Source organism: Pseudomonas sp. (assembly GCF_036387035.1).
GTDB lineage: Bacteria > Pseudomonadota > Gammaproteobacteria > Pseudomonadales > Pseudomonadaceae > Aquipseudomonas.
Map to the genome: position 1 here is coordinate 15,322 of NZ_DASVUM010000075.1, position 17,748 is coordinate 33,069.

Genomic DNA, 17,748 nt, shown 5'->3' on the forward strand with positions numbered 1-17,748 from the left:
TGCTTGTGGGAAGTTTCCTTAGTCGCAATCAACCATCACAGCTGCAAGATCAATGTCTTGAGTGGCGGCTGTTGGTCCAGTGACGGAAAGTCGGCGCCCGGGGTCAGCACCTGGCAGTCGCGCACCGGCCGCCCGATCTTATTCGCGCACCGCAGCACGTCTTCGCGCCAGTCGGCCAGGTTGACCTTCGCCAGATTGTTGCAACAGATCAGCACGCCGTCCTCGGCGGTGGTCAGCAGCGCGGGTTTGAGCAGGCTTTGATAGTCGCGCAGCAGATCAACCGTGCCAAAGCCGCTCTTGGCCCAGGCCGGTGGATCCAGCAGGACCAGGTCGTATTGGCGTTGCTCCAGGCGCACGTAGCTCGGCAGCTTGTGGCCGCGACGGGACGCGATGGGCAGCCCGGCCAGTTGGCGAATGGCGGGGAAATAGTCGGACTGGACAAAGTGCATGGTCGGCAGCTGCGGATTGAGCAGACCGTTCTCGCGGCCGACTGCGAGATTGCCTTCGGCGAAATCCAGGTTGCATACCTCGCGCGCGCCGCCGGCTGCCGCGCTCAATCCAACGCCGCACGTGTAGGCAAACAGGTTGAGCACGCTCTTGCCGGCGGCATGTTGCTTGACCCAGCCCCGGGCGTTGCGCAGGTCGAGAAACAGCAGCGGGTCCTGCCCGGCATGACGACCGCGCACCCGGTAATTCAGGCCCCATTCATGGCCGACCAGATCTGCCAGCGCGGCGTCGTCGGGTTTATGGATCGCGTCGGTGCGATCAACCCGCGAGTTGCCTTGGGAGCGGTCGTTGTAGACCAGCAGCAGTTCCAGGCCCAGGCGCGCATTGACGGCGGCATGCAGCGCCAGCAGCGAGTCGAGGTCCAGGCTGTTGTGGAAGCTTTGCACCAGCAGTTGCGGGCCGTAGCGATCGACGGTCAGCCCACTCGCGCCTTCCTGACTGCCGTGGAACAGGCGATAGCAATCCGTGCCTTGGGCATGCAATTGCGCGATCAGGGATTCACGATTATCGAGGGCGACGCTGAGCGCCTGATTCAACGAAGACATGCTCGGCCTTGGGGCAGGAATGAGGGCGAGCGAGTTTATCAGTAAGGCCAATGCCGGTGTTGCGGCCTGTTCGCCAGCAAGCCGGCTCCTACGGATTTTGCACCACAATCACCCTTTCCTGAACCTCCCCTGAAGACATCCGTAATACCCTGCGGACCCTGTGTACCGGCGATTTACTCCCCTGAAACCCGGGCGTATGCTTCGCCCGTTTTCAACCAATGCGGAGACCCACAGTGGGTACTTGTTCGAGTGACAGACGTCAGCCGGTGATGACGGCCGGCCAATCCTCGGCACGATAACGCGCAGTCTTTTCACTGCCGCTATCTCGCCGACAACGTGAGAAGCGGCAGTGCCGGCGGACTCTGATCAGAGCCCGCTTCCCTGTCCTTTCCCTGACGCCCCATCCTGCGTAAAGACCGACCTTGGTGTCGTTTGTCTGCGCATCGGACGCGCGCGGCTTTTGGTCGTGCGGGCCAGCCTGTGGTGCCTGCTCTGACGAGCGCGGCGCCGAGGGTGAGCCGTACCCGCTCAAGGTTCTGTGCTTTCAGCTCCAGCAGCCTTCAGTCCAGGGGACATAACCATGAAGTACACCCTCCTGAAAGAATTCCTCGCCGACTTCGTGCGTACCCGCACACTGGGCCGGCACTTTCGTCGGCTGGCAACCCTCGACAGCGTGACCGACGCCACCGTCAGCCGCGAAGTGCCACCCACCCTCGCGCAAACCCTGACCCGTGGCGCCAGCAGTGATGCGCCTGAGTTACTGGCGCGTCTGGGCAGCCACGTCGACGGCCTCACCGAAGCCGAAGCGCAACACCTGCGCGAACAACATGGCCTGAACGAAGTCGAGCACGAACAGCCGCTGCCCTGGTGGGTGCACCTGTGGCACTGCTACAAAAATCCTTTCAACCTGCTGCTGACCCTGCTGGCGTTCATTTCGTGGCTGACCGAGGACATGAAAGCCGCCGCGGTGATTTTCTCGATGGTAGTGCTCTCCACCCTGCTGCGCTTCTGGCAGGAGGCGCGGTCCAATCAGGCCGCCGATGCGCTCAAGGCAATGGTCAGCAACACGGCGACGGTCATGCGCCGCGCCGACAGCACGTTCGAGGCTCGCGATGCTGGCAGGCAAAAACCCATCGAGTTGCCGATCAAGCAACTGGTGCCGGGCGACCTGATCGTGCTGTCAGCCGGCGACATGATTCCAGCGGACTGCCGCGTGCTGAGCGCCAAGGACCTGTTCGTCAGCCAGGCCGCGATGACCGGTGAATCGATGCCCGTCGAGAAATTCGCGCGGCGTCACGAGGTCGACACCGGCAACCCGCTGGACCTGGAAAACATCCTGTTCATGGGCACCAACGTGGTCTCTGGTGCGGCGACCGGCGTCATCCTTGCCACCGGCAACAATACTTATTTCGGCGCGCTCGCGCAGCGGGTCAGCGCCACCGATCGTGCGCCGACGTCGTTTCAGGCCGGCGTGAATAAAGTCAGCTGGCTGCTGATCCGCTTCATGTTTGTGATGGCGCCGCTGGTGCTGTTCATCAACGGTTTCACCAAGGGAGACTGGATGGAAGCGCTGCTGTTTGCGCTGTCCATTGCTGTCGGGTTGACCCCGGAAATGCTGCCCATGATCGTCACCTCGACGCTGGCCAAGGGCGCGGTGTTTCTGTCGCGCAAGAAAGTCATCGTCAAGCGCCTCGACGCCATCCAGAACTCCGGCGCCATGGACGTTCTCTGCACTGACAAAACCGGCACTCTGACGCAGGACAAGATTTTTCTGGCGCGCCATGTCGACGTCTGGGGCGATGAGTCCGACGACGTACTCGAAATGGCCTACCTCAACAGCTACTACCAGACCGGCCTGAAAAACCTGCTGGACGTCGCCGTGCTGGAGCACGTCGAGATTCACCGCGAGCTGCAAGTGGGCACCGCCTTCAGCAAGGTCGATGAGGTGCCGTTCGACTTCAATCGCCGGCGCATGTCGGTGGTGGTGCAGCAGGAGCGCGAGCCTCATTTGCTGATTTGCAAAGGCGCGCTGGAAGAAGTGCTGAGCGTGTGCAAACGCGTGCGCCATGGCGATGCCGAAGAAGCGCTGACGCCTGAGTTGCTCGAGCGTATTCTGCACGTCACTGCGGCGTTCAATGAAGAAGGTCTGCGCGTGGTGGCGGTGGCCGCGCGCGCCATGGAAACGGGCCGCGACACCTACGGCCTGGCCGACGAAAGCGACCTGACCCTGATCGGCTATGTGGCGTTTCTCGACCCGCCCAAGGAAAGCACCGCGCCCGCCCTCAAGGCGCTGGCCGAGCATGGCGTGGCCGTGAAAGTGCTGACCGGTGACAACGAGCGTGTCACCGCGAAAATCTGCCGCGAAGTGGGGCTTGAGCGTCAGGGCCTGCTGCTGGGCGGTGACATAGAGCGCATGAGCGATGCCGAACTGGCGCTCGCCGTCGAAACCACCAACGTGTTCGCCAAACTGACGCCTTCGCACAAAGAGCGCATCGTTCGGTTGCTCAAGGCCAATGGGCACGTGGTGGGCTTCATGGGCGACGGGATCAACGACGCGCCGGCGCTGCGCACTGCCGACATCGGTATCTCTGTGGACAGCGCCGTGGACATCGCCAAGGAAGCTGCGGACATCATCCTTTTGGAGAAGAGCCTGATGGTGCTGGAGGAGGGCGTGCTGGAAGGGCGCCGGACTTTTGCCAATATGCTCAAGTACATCAAGATGACGGCCAGTTCCAACTTCGGCAACGTGTTCTCGGTATTGGTCGCCAGCGCGTTCATCCCGTTTCTGCCGATGCTGCCGATGCACCTGCTGGTGCAGAACCTTCTGTACGACATCTCTCAGATCGCCATTCCGTTCGATAACGTCGATGAGGAACTGCTGAAAAAACCACAACGCTGGCAGCCTGCGGAGGTGGGGCGCTTCATGCTGTTTTTCGGGCCGATCAGCTCGATCTTCGACATCACCACCTTTGCCGTCATGTGGTACGTGTTCGGCGCCAACACGCCTGAGCATCAGACCCTGTTTCAATCCGGCTGGTTTGTGGTGGGACTGCTGACGCAGACGCTGATCGTGCACATGATCCGCACGCCAAAAATCCCGTTCCTGCAGAGCCGCGCGGCGATGCCGCTGATGGTAATGACCGGGGTGATCATGGCCGTGGGCATCTTCCTGCCGATGGGCCCGCTGGCGCACTACTTCAAACTGCAGGCGCTGCCCCCGTTGTACTTCGCCATCCTGCCGGTGATTCTGATTGCCTATGTCGCGCTGACTCAGGCGGTGAAGGGCTTCTATGTGCGCAAGTTCGGCTGGCAGTGAAGGCCAGATGATACTTGTGGGACCGGCTTTAGCCGGGAAGGCGTCGGGCGTCACACCGCAGAATTCTGGGTGTTCGAACCGGCCTCTTCCCGGCTGAAGCCGGTCCTACGTCTGCGTATTGCCCAGATTTTTATGACCGCGCCAACGCCAGCGCCACCCCTTGTCCGCCGCCGATGCACAAGGTCGCCAGGCCCTTCTTCGCATCACGTTTGATCATTTCGTGCAGCAGGGTCACCAGCACGCGGCAGCCCGACGCGCCGATCGGGTGGCCGATGGCGATGGCGCCGCCGTTGACGTTGACCTTGTTCATGTCCCAGCCCAGCTCCTTGCCCACCGACAATGACTGCGCGGCGAAAGCTTCGTTGGCTTCAATCAGGTCCAGTTCATCCAGCGACCAACCCGCCTTGTCCAGGCAACGGCGTGTTGCGCTCACGGGGCCGATGCCCATGATTGCCGGGTCGACGCCGGCATTGGAGTAAGCAGCGATTCGCGCCAGCACCGGCAAGCCCAGGGCTTCCGCTTTTTTGGCGCTCATCAGGATGACCGCCGCCGCACCGTCGTTCAGTGACGACGCATTGCCTGCCGTGACCGAGCCGTCCTTTTTGAACGCCGGCTTGAGCTTGCCCAGCGATTCAGCGGTCGTGCCTGCGCGCGGCTGTTCGTCCGTGGCGAAAGACAGCGGATCGCCCTTGCGCTGGGGAATCAGGATCGGGGTGATTTCGTCCACGAAGCGTCCGGCCTCGATGGCAGCGGCGGCCTTTTGCTGCGACGAAGCGGCAAAGGCGTCTTGCGCCTCACGGCTGATGTCGTATTTGTCGGCCAGGTTCTCGGCGGTGATGCCCATGTGGTAATCGTTGAACGCGTCCCATAGACCGTCGCTGATCATCGTGTCGACCATCGTCGCGTGGCCCATGCGCAGACCGGTTCGCGCCCCCGGCAGCACGTAATTGGCCAAGCTCATGCTTTCCTGACCGCCGGCAATGATCACCTCCGCGTCGCCGCACCGAATCGCCTGAGTCCCCAGATGCAGCGCTTTGAGGCCTGAGCCGCAGACCTTGTTCAGCGTCATGGCGGGCACCGCAAACGGCAAACCCGCCTTGATCGCAGCCTGGCGCGCAGGGTTCTGGCCAGCGCCTGCGGTGAGCACCTGACCCATGATCACCTCATCCACCTGCGCACCGTCCAGACCGGTCTGCGCGAGCAATTGACGGATGACGGCAGCGCCTAGGTCAACCGCGGGAATATTCGCCAGCGAACCCTGGAAACTACCCACCGCGGTGCGGGTAGCGGCAACGATTACGACGTCTTGCATGGTGCGAATTCCTCGTGAGGGTGGGATGCGGCGCCGGACCGGGTAAGAAGAGGTGGAAAGACAGGGCAGGCAGCCGGATCAAGGAGGCGCATGGTTGCATAAATGATGGTGATAATTTAAGCCCTTCGGCGACGAGAGGAGGCCGTCGGCTTTTGGTCCTACTCATTCGCATCGAGGTGAGGGATCGTTCCTACGGAATTGTACGACAGCAAGTGTCTTCATTTCTCCCTGGAATGCCGGAAGCGGCTGATACCTGGCTGATTGGAGCGCGTGGACAATCGCCGGCCATTCCATTGGTCATGCTTCAGGAGCCCCTTTTGCCGAACGATAACCATGGTGCTCAAAGCGGCGACCACAGCCTGAACGTTGGCGTCGGCGACTTTCGTGGTGCCAACGTCAACATCAGCCACACCGAACGTCCGACGTTTACCCCGGAGCAATTGCATATTCAGCGCCACCCCGCGTTGGGTGGACGCAGTCTCGACAGCAACAACGTCTCCATCTTTGGCTACATCACCGGCCTCGCCAGCCTGATCGGGCTGTACTTCGCTCTGTTTCAGCCGGCGATGGGCTGGCAAAGTTCGTGGACAACGGGCTTCATGTTTTCCTTCCTGGTTGCGGTCATGGCCGTCGTCATGTCAGCGGTGTTGCGGCGCCGCAAATTCGAGCATTTTCTCGGTTCGCGTCATTACCTTGAAATCAGCCTGAGCGGCCGGCTTCGGATTAATCGCCTAACGGCGCAGTGCCCCTGGTGTGGTTCGTTGATGCACCTGCGGCATGTCGGCCCCAAGGAAGGCCCCCGAGACGACCTCTTCCTTTGCGAGCGCAATCCACGGCAGCACACCATTCAGCTCGATCCGACAGCGCTGCCGGAGCTGGAGGACTAGACCGGGACTGGAAGACCAGGGCCCAAACGCACGAGACCCGCTGCCTCTTGCGAGGAGCGGGTTTCGAGGAGTTACAGGACTGTGGATCAGCCGCGGTGACGACCGCGGAAGTAATTGATCAGGCCCTGGGTCGAAGCGTCTTCGGCGACGGTTTCGTCAGTGCCGACAAGGCGGCCATAAACGCCCTTGCCCAGCTCCTTGCCCAGCTCCACGCCCCACTGGTCAAAGGCGTTCGTGCCCCAGACCACGCTTTGAACGAACACTTTGTGCTCGTACATGGCGACCAGTGCGCCCAACCGGCGAGGGCTGATGCGCTCGACGACGATGGTGTTGCTCGGACGGTTACCCGGAATGACCTTGTGCGGCGCGACACGCTGCACTTCTTCTTCCGGTACGCCCTTGGCGCGCAGTTCGGCCTCGGCTTCAGGGCGGGTTTTGCCCTGCATCAAGGCCTGGCTCTGGGACAGGCAGTTGGCATACAGCCACTGGTGGTGGTCGGACACCGGGTTGAAGCTGACGATCGGCACGATGAAATCGGCCGGGATCATTTGCGTGCCCTGGTGCAGCAACTGGTGGTAAGCATGCTGACCGTTGGCGCCAACGCCCCCCCAGATGACCGGGCCCGTGTCGGTCTTCACCGGCACGCCGTCCTGGCGAACGCTCTTGCCGTTGGATTCCATGTCCAGCTGCTGCAAGTGTTTGGTGATGTTGCGCAGGTAATGGTCGTACGGCAGGATCGCGTGGCTTTGCGCGCCCCAGAAGTTGCCGTACCAGATACCCAACAGGCCCAGCAGCGCCGGCATGTTCTCTTCGAATTCGGCGTTCTGGAAGTGCTGGTCCATGGTGTAGGCGCCGGACAACAGCTCCTTGAAGTTCGACATGCCGATCGCCAGCGCGATGGGCAGACCAATGGCCGACCACAGCGAGTAACGGCCGCCGACCCAGTCCCACATCGGGAAGATGTTCTCTTCTCGAATACCAAAGGCAACGGCGGCAGCGTTGTTACTCGAGACCGCAATGAAGTGGCGATACAGCTCGGCTTCGGACCCGCCCTGTGCGAGGTACCAGGCGCGGGCGGCGGTGGCGTTCTTCAGGGTTTCGAGGGTGGTGAAGGTCTTGGACGAGACGATGAACAGCGTGGTCTCGGCGCGCAGCTTCTGAGTCAGCTCGTGAAGCTCCGTGCCGTCGATGTTCGCCAGGTAATGACAGCGAACGCCTTTCTGGGCGTAAGACAGCAAGGCCTCGGACACCAGCTCGGGGCCGAGGAACGAGCCGCCGATGCCGATGTTGACCACGTCGGTGATGGGCTTTTCGGTGTAGCCACGCCACAGACCGTCATGAATGCGGCCTACCAGATCAGTGATCTGATTCAGCACCTTGTGCACTTCGGGCATCACGTTGACGCCGTTGACCAGCAGCTTGTCGCCGACCGGGCGACGCAGTGCGGTGTGCAGCGCCGGGCGGCCTTCCGAGCCGTTGACCAACTCGCCGTCGTACTGCGCCTTGATGGCTTCTTTCAGGCCGACTTCATTGGCCAGATTGACCAGCAACTGGCGAGTCTCGGCGGTGATCAGGTTTTTGGAATAGTCGAGAAACAGACCGGCACTGCTGAGCGTGAATTCGTCGAAACGCTTGGGGTCTGCGTTGAACGCCTCGCGCATGCTGAAGTTCTGCATGGCTTTGCGGTGATCGTTGAGCGCCTGCCAGGCGGGCAGGGTAGTGACGTCATGAGGAGTGCGGTAGTACGCCATCGCTGCGGGTTTCCTTGTACTTGAACTGCCTTTTTGGACACTGAAAAGCAGGGGTGGACATGAATTCTTGGGTGCGTCAGAGACTAGTCCCCGGCAGCGCCGATGTCTGCGCCTTGCTTTACCTTTGCTCGGTACTTTTTCTCACAGAGTAGAGTTGCCTGGTTCGTCACGAACTGTATCGGTATGGCATTGCGGGTGCGCCTAAAGTTCATCGCGCGAGCCCGGGTAAGCGAGGGCCTGCGTTTTACACCTGGTTTCGGCGCAGTGAGCATAGGCGCAGATGGTCATCCGATCACGTGACTTTTGCTTTACACATGACCGGAGATGTCCATGGGTCTGGGCGTGCAGCTTATTCCTTGACCAGATGGAGGTTGTCGATCAGGCGGGTCTTGCCCATGAATGCCGCGCCCAGTACCACCAGATCATGATCATCCGGGGTCGCGGGGCGCAGGTTGACCGCATTGCGAATCTCCAGATAGTCAGCGCGAAAGCCCGCCGCTTCGAGTGCGCTGATGCCGTCGCTGATCAATTGCCGATGGTCCTGCTCGCCATTTTGCAAGGCTGCGCCAATCTGTTTGATCACACGGTACAACGCAGGCGCTGCAGCGCGCTGGTCTTCAGTCAGGTAACCATTGCGCGACGACAACGCCAGGCCGTCGGCAGCCCGCACGGTGGGTTCGCCGATGATCTGAATGGGCATGTTCAGGTCGCGCACCAACGCGTTGACGACGGCCAGCTGCTGAAAATCCTTCTGACCGAAAATCGCGAGATCCGGTTGGACCATGTTGAACAGCTTGCTGACCACGGTCGACACGCCGTCGAAGTGGCCCGGGCGGCTGCCGCCACATAAACCTTCGGACACCACCGGCACGCGGACAATCGTCTGATTGGCCATGCCATGGGGGTACATTTCTTCGACCGTGGGCGTGAACAAGAGGTGGCAACCGGCCTGAAGCAATTGCTCCTGATCGGCAGCCAGCGTGCGCGGATAAGACGCCAGGTCTTCGGTCGGACCAAACTGAAGCGGGTTGACGAAGATGCTGGCGATCACGAAGTCAGCGCGTTGGACGGCCTTGGTGATCAGGGCGATGTGGCCGCTGTGCAGGTTGCCCATCGTGGGCACCAGAGCGATACGTTTGCCTTCGCTGCGTGCACGCGCGACAACGGCGCGCAACTCGCGAACGGTTTTTACTGTGTTCATGCCGAAAATCCGTGTTCTGTAGCGGGGAAACTGACGTCCTTGACCGCCCTGACATAGGCGGCAATTGCCGACTGAATGTCCGGCTGGCCGGCCATGAAATTCTTCACGAACTTGGGCACACGGCCGGTGATCGACAGGCCGAGCATGTCGTGAAGCACCAGCACCTGACCATCGGTGGCGCTGCCGGCGCCAATCCCGATCACCGGAATCTTTACGGCGTGGGTGATCTCCTCGGCCAACTCGCTGGGCACGCACTCCAGAAGAATCATCGCAGCGCCCGCCTGCTCCAGCGTAATGGCATCGGCCCGCATCTGCCGCGCCTGCGACTCCTGACGACCTTGTACTTTATAGCCGCCCAGCACGTTTACCGCCTGGGGCGTCAGCCCCATGTGGGCACACACGGGGACGCCGCGCTCGGCCAGCAACCGGATCGAATCGGCAAGCCACGCAGCGCCTTCGATCTTGACCATGTGCGCACCGGCTTGCATCAGCGTGGCGCTGTTGGCGAACGTCTGCTCGGGGGTTGCGTAGGACATGAACGGCAAATCGACCAGAATCAGCGCCCCCTGGTTGCCGCGCTTGACGCCGGCCACGTGGTACGCCATTTCGGCGGTGGTGACGGGCAGCGTGCTGTCGTGGCCCTGGAGGACCATGCCCAGCGAGTCGCCGACCAGCAGCACTTCGACGCCGGTCTGGCTGGCAGTGTGGGCAAAGGTCGCGTCGTAGCAGGTGAGCATGGTGATTTTTTCACCTTTCTGCTTCAGGGCCAGCAGGGACGTAACAGTGATATCGGGCATGAAAAGTCCTCATTCAGGCGCTGTGAATACTGCGGCGAGCGACGCGTGATTCATCTTGGGAGGCAGGCACATCGTCGTTCTGCGATGTTTGCAACGGCCTGTTCCGCGCCTTGTGGCCGGTCGTCCGGCTTTGGGACGCTTATCTTCGTGAGGAGGGGGCGGGAAGTCAATTCCGGGTATTGCGGGCTTCAGCGTGCCCGCAGAACTGTCATCAGCGCGGTAGTCGCTCCAGGCCCGAGAACGGGCACTGGCCGAGCAAATCGTCCAGCGCGCGGCCATCGGCGAGGATTATTCCGGGCGCCAGCTCTGCCAACGGGTAAAGCACGAACGCGCGCTGCTGCATCTGGTCATGCGGCACTTTCAGGCGCGGCTCATCGATGAGGCGATCCCCGAACAGCAAGATGTCGAGGTCCAGCGTGCGCGGCCCCCAGCGTTCAAGGCGTACACGGCCCTGATCGTTTTCAATGCCTTGCAGGGCGTCAAGGAGCGTAAGCGGGGGGAGCGAGGTGTCGAGCGCAGCGACCGCATTGGTGTACCGCGGCTGACCCGGCAGCAACGAGTCGCTGACATAGAAAGAGGACACTCCAGACACGCGGCTTTCCGGCAACAGGCCCATGGCTCTGATTGCTTCGCGCAACTGTTCGGCGGGGTCGGCCAGGTTGCTGCCCAGGCCGACGTAAACGCGCTCGATCATCGGGTCGTTATTCCGCGCCGTCAGCGCGCTTGCGCTTGCCGCTGCTGCTGCGACGACGTTTGCGCGGGCCTTGGCCGGTGGCGTCGGGCTTGCTGCCCAGGTCACGAATCATCTCGCGGCGTCCGGCGTCGTTGGCGTCTTGGTATTCCGTCCACCATTCACCCAGGCCGTCGGTTTCTTCGCCTGCGGATTCACGCAGCAACAGGAAGTCGTAGCCGGCCCGGAAACGCGGGTTTTCCAACAGCAGATCGGCGCGCTTGCCCGAACGACGCGGCAGACGTTCCTGCATGTCCCAGATCTCGCGGATCGGCATGGTGAAGCGTTTTGGAATCGCGATCCGCTGGCATTGTTCGGTGATCAGCTCGTGGGCCGCTTCCTGCATGGCCGGAATCGGCGGCATGCCACGCTCTTGCAAACGCAGCACGCGGGCGGGCAGGGCAGGCCACAGCAAGGCGGCAAACAGGAACGCCGGCGTGACCGGTTTGTTCTGCTTGATGCGCAGATCGGTGTTGGCCAGGGCTTCGCTGATGAGCGTATGGGTGTAGGTCGGATTGTATTCCAGCGCTTTGGAACTGGCCGGGAACAGCGGCTCGAACAGTTCGAGGTCGACGAGCATTTCGAACGTGGCCTCGGCGTAGCCTGAGAGGAACAGCTTCAGCACTTCTTCAAACAGACGCGCCGAAGGAATGTCTCGCAGCATCGGCGCCAGCGGGCGAATCGGCGTGGCGCTGTGCTTCTCGATGCCGAAATCGAGCTTGGCGGCGAAACGCACGGCCCGCAGCATGCGCACCGGGTCTTCCTTGTAACGCTGCTGCGGATCCCCGATCAGACGGATCAGGCGATTACGGATGTCGTGTACGCCGTTGGCGTAATCGAGCACACGCTCGGTGACCGGATCGTAATAAAGCGCGTTGATGGTGAAGTCGCGGCGCTGCGCGTCGTCTTCCAGAGTGCCGTAAACGTTGTCACGCAGGATCCGACCGCTCTCGTTGCGCGAAGACTGATTGCTGTCTTCGTCTTCGTCGTCGATCGGGTGATTGGCGCGGAACGTCGCGACCTCAATGATTTCACGGCCGAAGTGGATGTGAACCAGTTTGAAGCGGCGGCCAATGATACGGGCGTTGCGAAACTCGGCGCGGACCTGTTCGGGCGTGGCACTGGTGGCGACGTCGAAGTCCTTTGGGGTGATGCCGAGCATCATGTCGCGGACACAGCCGCCGACCAGGTAGGCCTGATACCCGGCGGTCTGCAGGCGCTCGACGATGTTCACCGCGTAGCGGCTGAATTGATTGCGTTGCAACGAATGCTGGCTGCTGCTGAGCACTTCAGGCGTTGTGCGCACATGTTGCAGCGGCTTGCGCAGTGGGGAACGGAATGACTGGAACAGCTTCTTCAGCATGGGAGGCACTGTTTGAAGGAATATTCGGCCAATTCTTGAAGAGTGACCGCACGATGGGCGGGGATTCTAGCATTTAGTCGAGGGATGGTGTAGGAGGCAGCGCGATGGGGGTGTGCAGGTGCTGAATGCGCAGCGGGGCGGGGGGTATCGAGAGGGTACGTGGATTACTGCAGATGCTACTGGGGGAGCCGAAGCTCCCCCAAAGTGCGTGCTCTTATTTTTATTGTCTGATGGGCTTTTTATTTTTGTTGACCGCCCAATTCACGGCTTTCGCCTGTGAAACCTCCCAATCGGGAGTCAAGAGCAAACGGATTGCTTTGGTCGCTGTGCGGCAATGATCTATCGATCCAACCAGTTCAGGCTCTACCTAAGGGTAGTTTTTTGTTGTTCTCGGCCTGGTTGCGGGACAAGTCCCAAATGCAACGCCTCTCCAAAAGAATCAGTTAGCTGCGCCTCCGCCGTGTTGTTCTTGTTATGCGTGAGTCGATTCGTCTTGTTTTTATTGTGTTGGTTTTGCGGGTGACTGATTTTTGTTGTTCTTGTACGAATACCTATAGCACCACCTGTGCCAACTTTTGCAAAACGGCCTACAGGCGCCTGAAATCAAGGGTGTGGCAAATTGACGCTATTTTGCGAAGGCGAAAAAAAACCGGGGATTCGTTACCGTACGCCCCGGTTTTGTTACGTCGTCATTTTCGCGGTAACAGTTTTTTCACATCGCCCGTAACCCGCGTGCCAGAGCCTCGCGCAGGGATGCACTCACGTTTCGCTGGCCACGCCGGTCTTGCGGCGCGGGATACCCAGGCGCTGGCGGCGCTCCCACAGGCACTTGCGGCTGACACCCAACTTGCGAGCCAGCTCGGTTTCGGTCATGTGGTCCTGATGCTCAAGCACGAAGTGCTGGAAATAGTCTTCCAGCGACAAGTCCTCGGTCGGCTCGCCAGCGGTAGAACTCGCCGAGCTGCCCGTCTGAGGCGCAAGGCCAATGAACTCGTTGGGGTCCAGGTCGCTCAGCTCAATGTCGATGCCCAGCAGCTCTGCGGAGATATCAGGGCTTTCGCAAAGGATCACCGCGCGCTCGACAGCGTTCTCCAGCTCCCGCACGTTACCGGGCCACGAATAGTGCCGAATGGCCTGCTCGGCATCGGGCGCAAACCGTAGGTCATTACGTCCGGCCTTGACGCTCTGCCGCGCCAGAAAGGCGTTGGCGATCTCGTTTACGTCCGCGCCGCGCTCACGCAAGGCGGGCAGTTTCAACGCGATGACATGCAGGCGGTAGTACAAGTCCTCACGGAACTGGCCCACTTTGGCCAGGCTCTTGAGGTCCCTGTGTGTCGCTGCGATCAGGCGCACATCGACTTTTTGCGACTGCACCGAACCCACCCGGCGAATTTCGCCTTCCTGGAGAACACGCAGCAGTCGCGCCTGTGCTTCCAACGGCAGCTCGCCGATTTCATCAAGAAACAGAGTGCCGCCGTCCGCCGCTTCAACCAGACCCGCACGACCGGCACTGGCACCGGTGAATGCGCCTTTTTCGTGGCCGAACAACTCGGACTCGATCAGGGACTCGGGAATCGCCGCACAGTTGACCGAAATCATCGGGGCTTTGGCGCGACGCGACAGATTGTGCAGCGCGCGGGCCACCAATTCCTTGCCCGTACCGGACTCGCCCTGAATCAGCACGTTGGAGTCGGTCGGCGCCACTTTGCGAATTTTGCTGTACATGTCCTGCATCGGCGCACACGAACCGATGATCCCGATCTCGCCGTTGCTGTTGTCCGGGCCGGCCTTGTCGCCGGTCGCTGCCTTGCTGGTGGCGGCGCGTTCGGCCTGCATGCTTTGCAGCGTCTGGCGATCCCGCAGGATGCGCGAAACGGCCTGAAGCATTTCGTCGTGGTCGAAGGGTTTGGCGATGTAATCCACCGCGCCCATCTTCATCGAATCCACGGCCGAGCGCAGGCTGGCGTAACTGGTCATGATCAGCACCGGCTTGCCCTGACCGAGCTTGATCAGCTCGGTGCCGGGGGCGCCGGGCAAACGTAAATCGCTGACGATCAAGTCAAACGAGGGGATGCTGAAACGTTCCTGAGCTTCCTGCACGGATCCGGCTTCACTGACCTGGTACTGATTACGTTCCAACAATCGACGCAGGGCGGAGCGGATAATGGTTTCGTCTTCAACGATCAAAATGTGAGGCATTGATTCGGTTCTCTCGACGGTCTCAGTTCACGGCGGACGTCGCTTCGACATGTCGCGGTAAGGTCACCCGAATACGGGTTCCGCGTTGGTGCTCGGGGTCAGCCGGGCTGTCGATGGTGATTTGTCCATAATGCTCTTCAACGATGGAATAGACCAGCGCAAGGCCCAGTCCTGTTCCCTCGCCCGGATCCTTGGTAGTGAAGAAAGGTTCGAACAAGCGGTCCATGATCGCTTTCGGAATACCGGTGCCTTCGTCCTCGACAATGAGGTCGACTGTGTGCTCGGAAGCCTCGCTTTTCACCCGCACCGCGCTGCCGGCAGGTGAAGCGTCGCGGGCGTTTGACAGCAAGTTGATCAGCACCTGCGCCAGCCGCTGTGGATCGCCATCGACCCAGTGGTTCGGGTTGCACAGGTTATAGAATTGCACTTCGAAATTGCGCCTGTTTAGCGCCAGCAGACCAATGGCATCTTGCGCCACCTCTGCCAGACATACGGGCTCGTCGGCATGTTGATGTCCGCCGGCATGGGCGAAGCTCATGAGCGACTGCACGATGCGAGAAACGCGCTTGGTCTGCTCGATGATCTGGCTGCTGATTTCCGTCAGTTCGCTGTCTTCTTCGCGTTCTTCGCGCAGGTTTTGCGCCAGGCAGGCGATGCCGGTGATCGGGTTGCCGATTTCGTGGGCCACGCCGGCCGCCAGTCGGCCAATGCTCGCGAGGCGCTCGGAGTGCACTAGCTTGTCTTCGAGCATCTGGGTGTCGGTCAGGTCCTCAACCAGAATCACCAGCCCGCTGTTACCCGGGGCAAGTGGCTCGTCAATGGCCGCCTTGTGCAGGTTGAGCCAGCGAGTCTGGCCGTCCAGAGCCAGGCGCTGCTTGTGCAAGTGTTCGTCCGGAACGTTGATGAACCCCAGCAGCAGCTGCTTCCAGGGATCGACGATGGTTTCGAGCCGTGACCCGACAACGCGCTGAGCGCCAATGCCGGTCAGCTCTTCCATGGCCTTGTTCCACATCAGGATTTCCTGGTCCTTGGCCAGGGAGCACACGCCCATCGGCAACTCTTGCAGGGTCTGGCGGTGATAACGGCGCAGGGCGTCCAGCTCGGCAGCCAGGCCGGTGAGGCGGGAGTGGTAATCCTCAAGGCGGCTTTCGATAAAGTGAATGTCTTCGGTGACGTAGTTTTCGCTGCCGGACTTGTACGGCAGGAACGTCTCGACCATGTCCTGCGCAACGCTTGGCCCCATCAGCCCGGAGAGGTTGGCTTCGATCCGGTCGCGCAAGCGCCTTAGTGCGTAAGGCCGACGTTCGTCGAAGGGGAGATAAAGATCCCGTAGCGCCTGTTCGACTTCTTTTTGAGCCGCTTTCGCCCCCAAGGGTTTGGCGAGCTGGGTCGCAAACTCCTGCGGCGAGGCGGCATGCAGCTCGCGCCGCTGCGGTCGACGAACGTTGTCTACCGCGCAGGCCTCCGCCGCACTCGCTTCCTCGGGGCTGGGATTGCTGAACAGTGAAATCAGGGTGAACACCAGCACGTTGGCCGCCAGTGACGCGATGGCCGCCATGTGCCAGCTGGTGTCGTCCAGCACGTAAATCATGTTCAGCAGGGGAATGTAGAACCCCTGGAAGTTACCGATCAGCGGCAACAGCATGCTGATCGTCCAGACCGCGATACCGGCGATCAGGCCGGCCATGAACCCGCGTCGGTTGGCAGCCGGCCAGTACAGCACCGACAGCACCCCAGGCAGAAACTGCAACGTCGCCACGAAAGCAACGATGCCCAGATTCGCCAGATTCTGCTTGGCGCCAAGCAAAAGATAAAAGCCGAAGCCGGCCATGATGATCGCGACAATCAGGCCACGACGGGTCCACTTCAGCCAGCGATAGATATTGCCTTCGGCGGGTGGCTGATAAAGCGGCAGCACCAGGTGATTCAGTGCCATGCCAGACAGCGCCAGTGTGGTGACGATGATCAACCCGCTCGCCGCAGACAGCCCGCCGACATAGCCGAGCAACGCCAGAGTCTTGCTGTGCGCGGCGATGCCGATACCGAGGGTGAAATATTCAGGGCTGGTGGTGGCGCCCAGTTTCAGCCCGGCCCACAGCACCAGCGGCACCGCCAGACTCATCAACAGCAGAAACAGTGGCAAACCCCAGCTGGCGCTGACGAGGGAACGCGGGTTGAGGTTTTCGGTGAAGGTCATGTGATACATGTGCGGCATCACAATGGCCGAGGCGAAGAACACCAGCAGCAGCGTCCGCCACGGGCCTTCCTGCAGGGGCGTGTGCAATGCCGCAAGGGCGCTCTGATTTTGCAGCAACCATTGTTCGAGGCTTTGCGGCCCATCAAACACGCCATACAGCGCATAGAGACCGATGCCGCCGATGGCGACCAGTTTGATCACCGACTCGAAGGCAATGGCGAACACCAGTCCTTCGTGTTTTTCCCGGGTGGCGATGTGGCGCGAACCGAAGAAGATGGTGAACAGCGTGATCAGCACGCAGAACGCAAGCGCCACGTAGTTGCGCACAGGCTCCCGGGTAAGAATGCCAATGGAGTCGGCCACGGCCTGGATCTGCAACGCCAGTAACGGCAGGACGCCGATGAGCATGAAGATGGTGGTCAGTGCCCCGGCCCAGGTGCTGCGAAAGCGGAAGGCAAACAGATCGGCCAGTGAAGAAAGCTGGTACGTGCGGGTGATTTTGAGAATGGGGTAAAGCAGAACGGGTGCGAGCAGGAAAGCCCCGGATACCCCCAGATAACTCGACAGGAAACCGTAGCCGTACTCGTACGCCAGGCCCACTGTGCCGTAAAACGCCCACGCACTGGCGTACACGCCCAATGACAGCGTGTAGGTCAGCGGGTGACGGATGATCCAGCGCGGAATCAGGCCACGTTCGCTGATCCAGGCGACTCCGAACAGCACCGTCAGGTAGGCGGCACTGACCAGAATCATCTGGGTCAGGCTAAAGCTCATCGGCATCTCGTTGGCTCTGCAGAATGAAGGTCACGACGATCAGAATCAGCCACAGCATGTACGGCCTGTACCAGGCGCCCGTAGCGTCGATCCACCAGTCCATGATGGCCGGGGAAAACAGATAGATGCCCACCACCAGCAGCAGGACCAATCGGTAAATGTACATTTG

At 60.9% G+C, this 17,748-nt stretch carries 12 protein-coding genes; 2 read left to right on the top strand and 10 right to left on the bottom strand.

Annotation, left to right across the window (positions count from 1 at the left end; translation table 11 throughout):
- Positions 1-35 precede the first annotated feature (35 nt).
- Complete coding sequence (locus VF672_RS06725) at positions 36-1,052, bottom strand: class I SAM-dependent rRNA methyltransferase (protein ID WP_331102770.1); 1,017 nt, start codon at positions 1,050-1,052, stop codon at positions 36-38.
- Positions 1,053-1,632: 580 nt separating this feature from the next.
- Between VF672_RS06725 and mgtA the strand changes: the two genes are divergently transcribed.
- The gene (gene mgtA / locus VF672_RS06730) at positions 1,633-4,368 is read left to right on the top strand and encodes a magnesium-translocating P-type ATPase (protein ID WP_331102772.1); all 2,736 of its coding nucleotides are present in this window, start codon (positions 1,633-1,635) and stop codon (positions 4,366-4,368) included.
- Between the two features lie 130 nt (positions 4,369-4,498).
- On the opposite strand, the gene VF672_RS06735 is transcribed toward mgtA, so the two are convergent.
- On the bottom strand, positions 4,499-5,680 hold the full coding sequence (locus tag VF672_RS06735; RefSeq protein WP_331102774.1) for an acetyl-CoA C-acetyltransferase: 1,182 nt from the start codon (positions 5,678-5,680) through the stop codon (positions 4,499-4,501).
- Between the two features lie 317 nt (positions 5,681-5,997).
- Here VF672_RS06735 and VF672_RS06740 point away from each other — a divergent pair, with 317 nt between their 5' ends.
- Positions 5,998-6,567, top strand: a complete 570-nt coding sequence (locus VF672_RS06740) for a hypothetical protein (RefSeq protein WP_331102776.1) — start codon at positions 5,998-6,000, stop codon at positions 6,565-6,567.
- A gap of 86 nt (positions 6,568-6,653) precedes the next feature.
- Here VF672_RS06740 and pgi read toward each other — a convergent pair whose 3' ends face one another.
- From pgi to VF672_RS06780, 8 genes are all read right to left on the bottom strand, one after another.
- Positions 6,654-8,318, bottom strand: coding sequence for a glucose-6-phosphate isomerase (gene pgi / locus VF672_RS06745; RefSeq protein ID WP_331102778.1), 1,665 nt, complete (start codon positions 8,316-8,318; stop codon positions 6,654-6,656).
- Between the two features lie 349 nt (positions 8,319-8,667).
- A complete protein-coding gene (gene panC / locus VF672_RS06750) occupies positions 8,668-9,519 on the bottom strand; it encodes a pantoate--beta-alanine ligase (protein ID WP_331102780.1) in 852 nt (283 codons plus the stop codon).
- Positions 9,516-10,316: a 3-methyl-2-oxobutanoate hydroxymethyltransferase gene (panB, locus tag VF672_RS06755; protein WP_331102783.1), complete on the bottom strand. Its 801-nt coding sequence runs from the start codon at positions 10,314-10,316 to the stop codon at positions 9,516-9,518. Before panB ends, panC begins: the two co-directional genes overlap by 4 nt.
- A gap of 211 nt (positions 10,317-10,527) precedes the next feature.
- Positions 10,528-11,010 carry a 2-amino-4-hydroxy-6-hydroxymethyldihydropteridine diphosphokinase gene (gene folK / locus VF672_RS06760; protein WP_331102785.1) on the bottom strand — a complete coding sequence of 161 codons (483 nt, stop codon included), beginning with the start codon at positions 11,008-11,010 and terminating at the stop codon, positions 10,528-10,530.
- 7 nt (positions 11,011-11,017) lie between these two features.
- Positions 11,018-12,409 (bottom strand): polynucleotide adenylyltransferase PcnB, encoded by a 1,392-nt coding sequence (locus tag VF672_RS06765; RefSeq protein WP_331102787.1) that lies wholly within the window; start codon positions 12,407-12,409, stop codon positions 11,018-11,020.
- Between the two features lie 759 nt (positions 12,410-13,168).
- Positions 13,169-14,608, bottom strand: coding sequence for a sigma-54 dependent transcriptional regulator (locus tag VF672_RS06770; RefSeq protein WP_331102789.1), 1,440 nt, complete (start codon positions 14,606-14,608; stop codon positions 13,169-13,171).
- 22 nt (positions 14,609-14,630) lie between these two features.
- The gene (locus VF672_RS06775) at positions 14,631-17,585 is read right to left on the bottom strand and encodes a sensor histidine kinase (protein ID WP_331102791.1); all 2,955 of its coding nucleotides are present in this window, start codon (positions 17,583-17,585) and stop codon (positions 14,631-14,633) included.
- Positions 17,569-17,745, bottom strand: coding sequence for a hypothetical protein (locus tag VF672_RS06780; protein ID WP_002552060.1), 177 nt, complete (start codon positions 17,743-17,745; stop codon positions 17,569-17,571). The genes VF672_RS06775 and VF672_RS06780 overlap by 17 nt, the downstream gene beginning before the upstream one ends.
- Positions 17,746-17,748 lie beyond the last annotated feature (3 nt).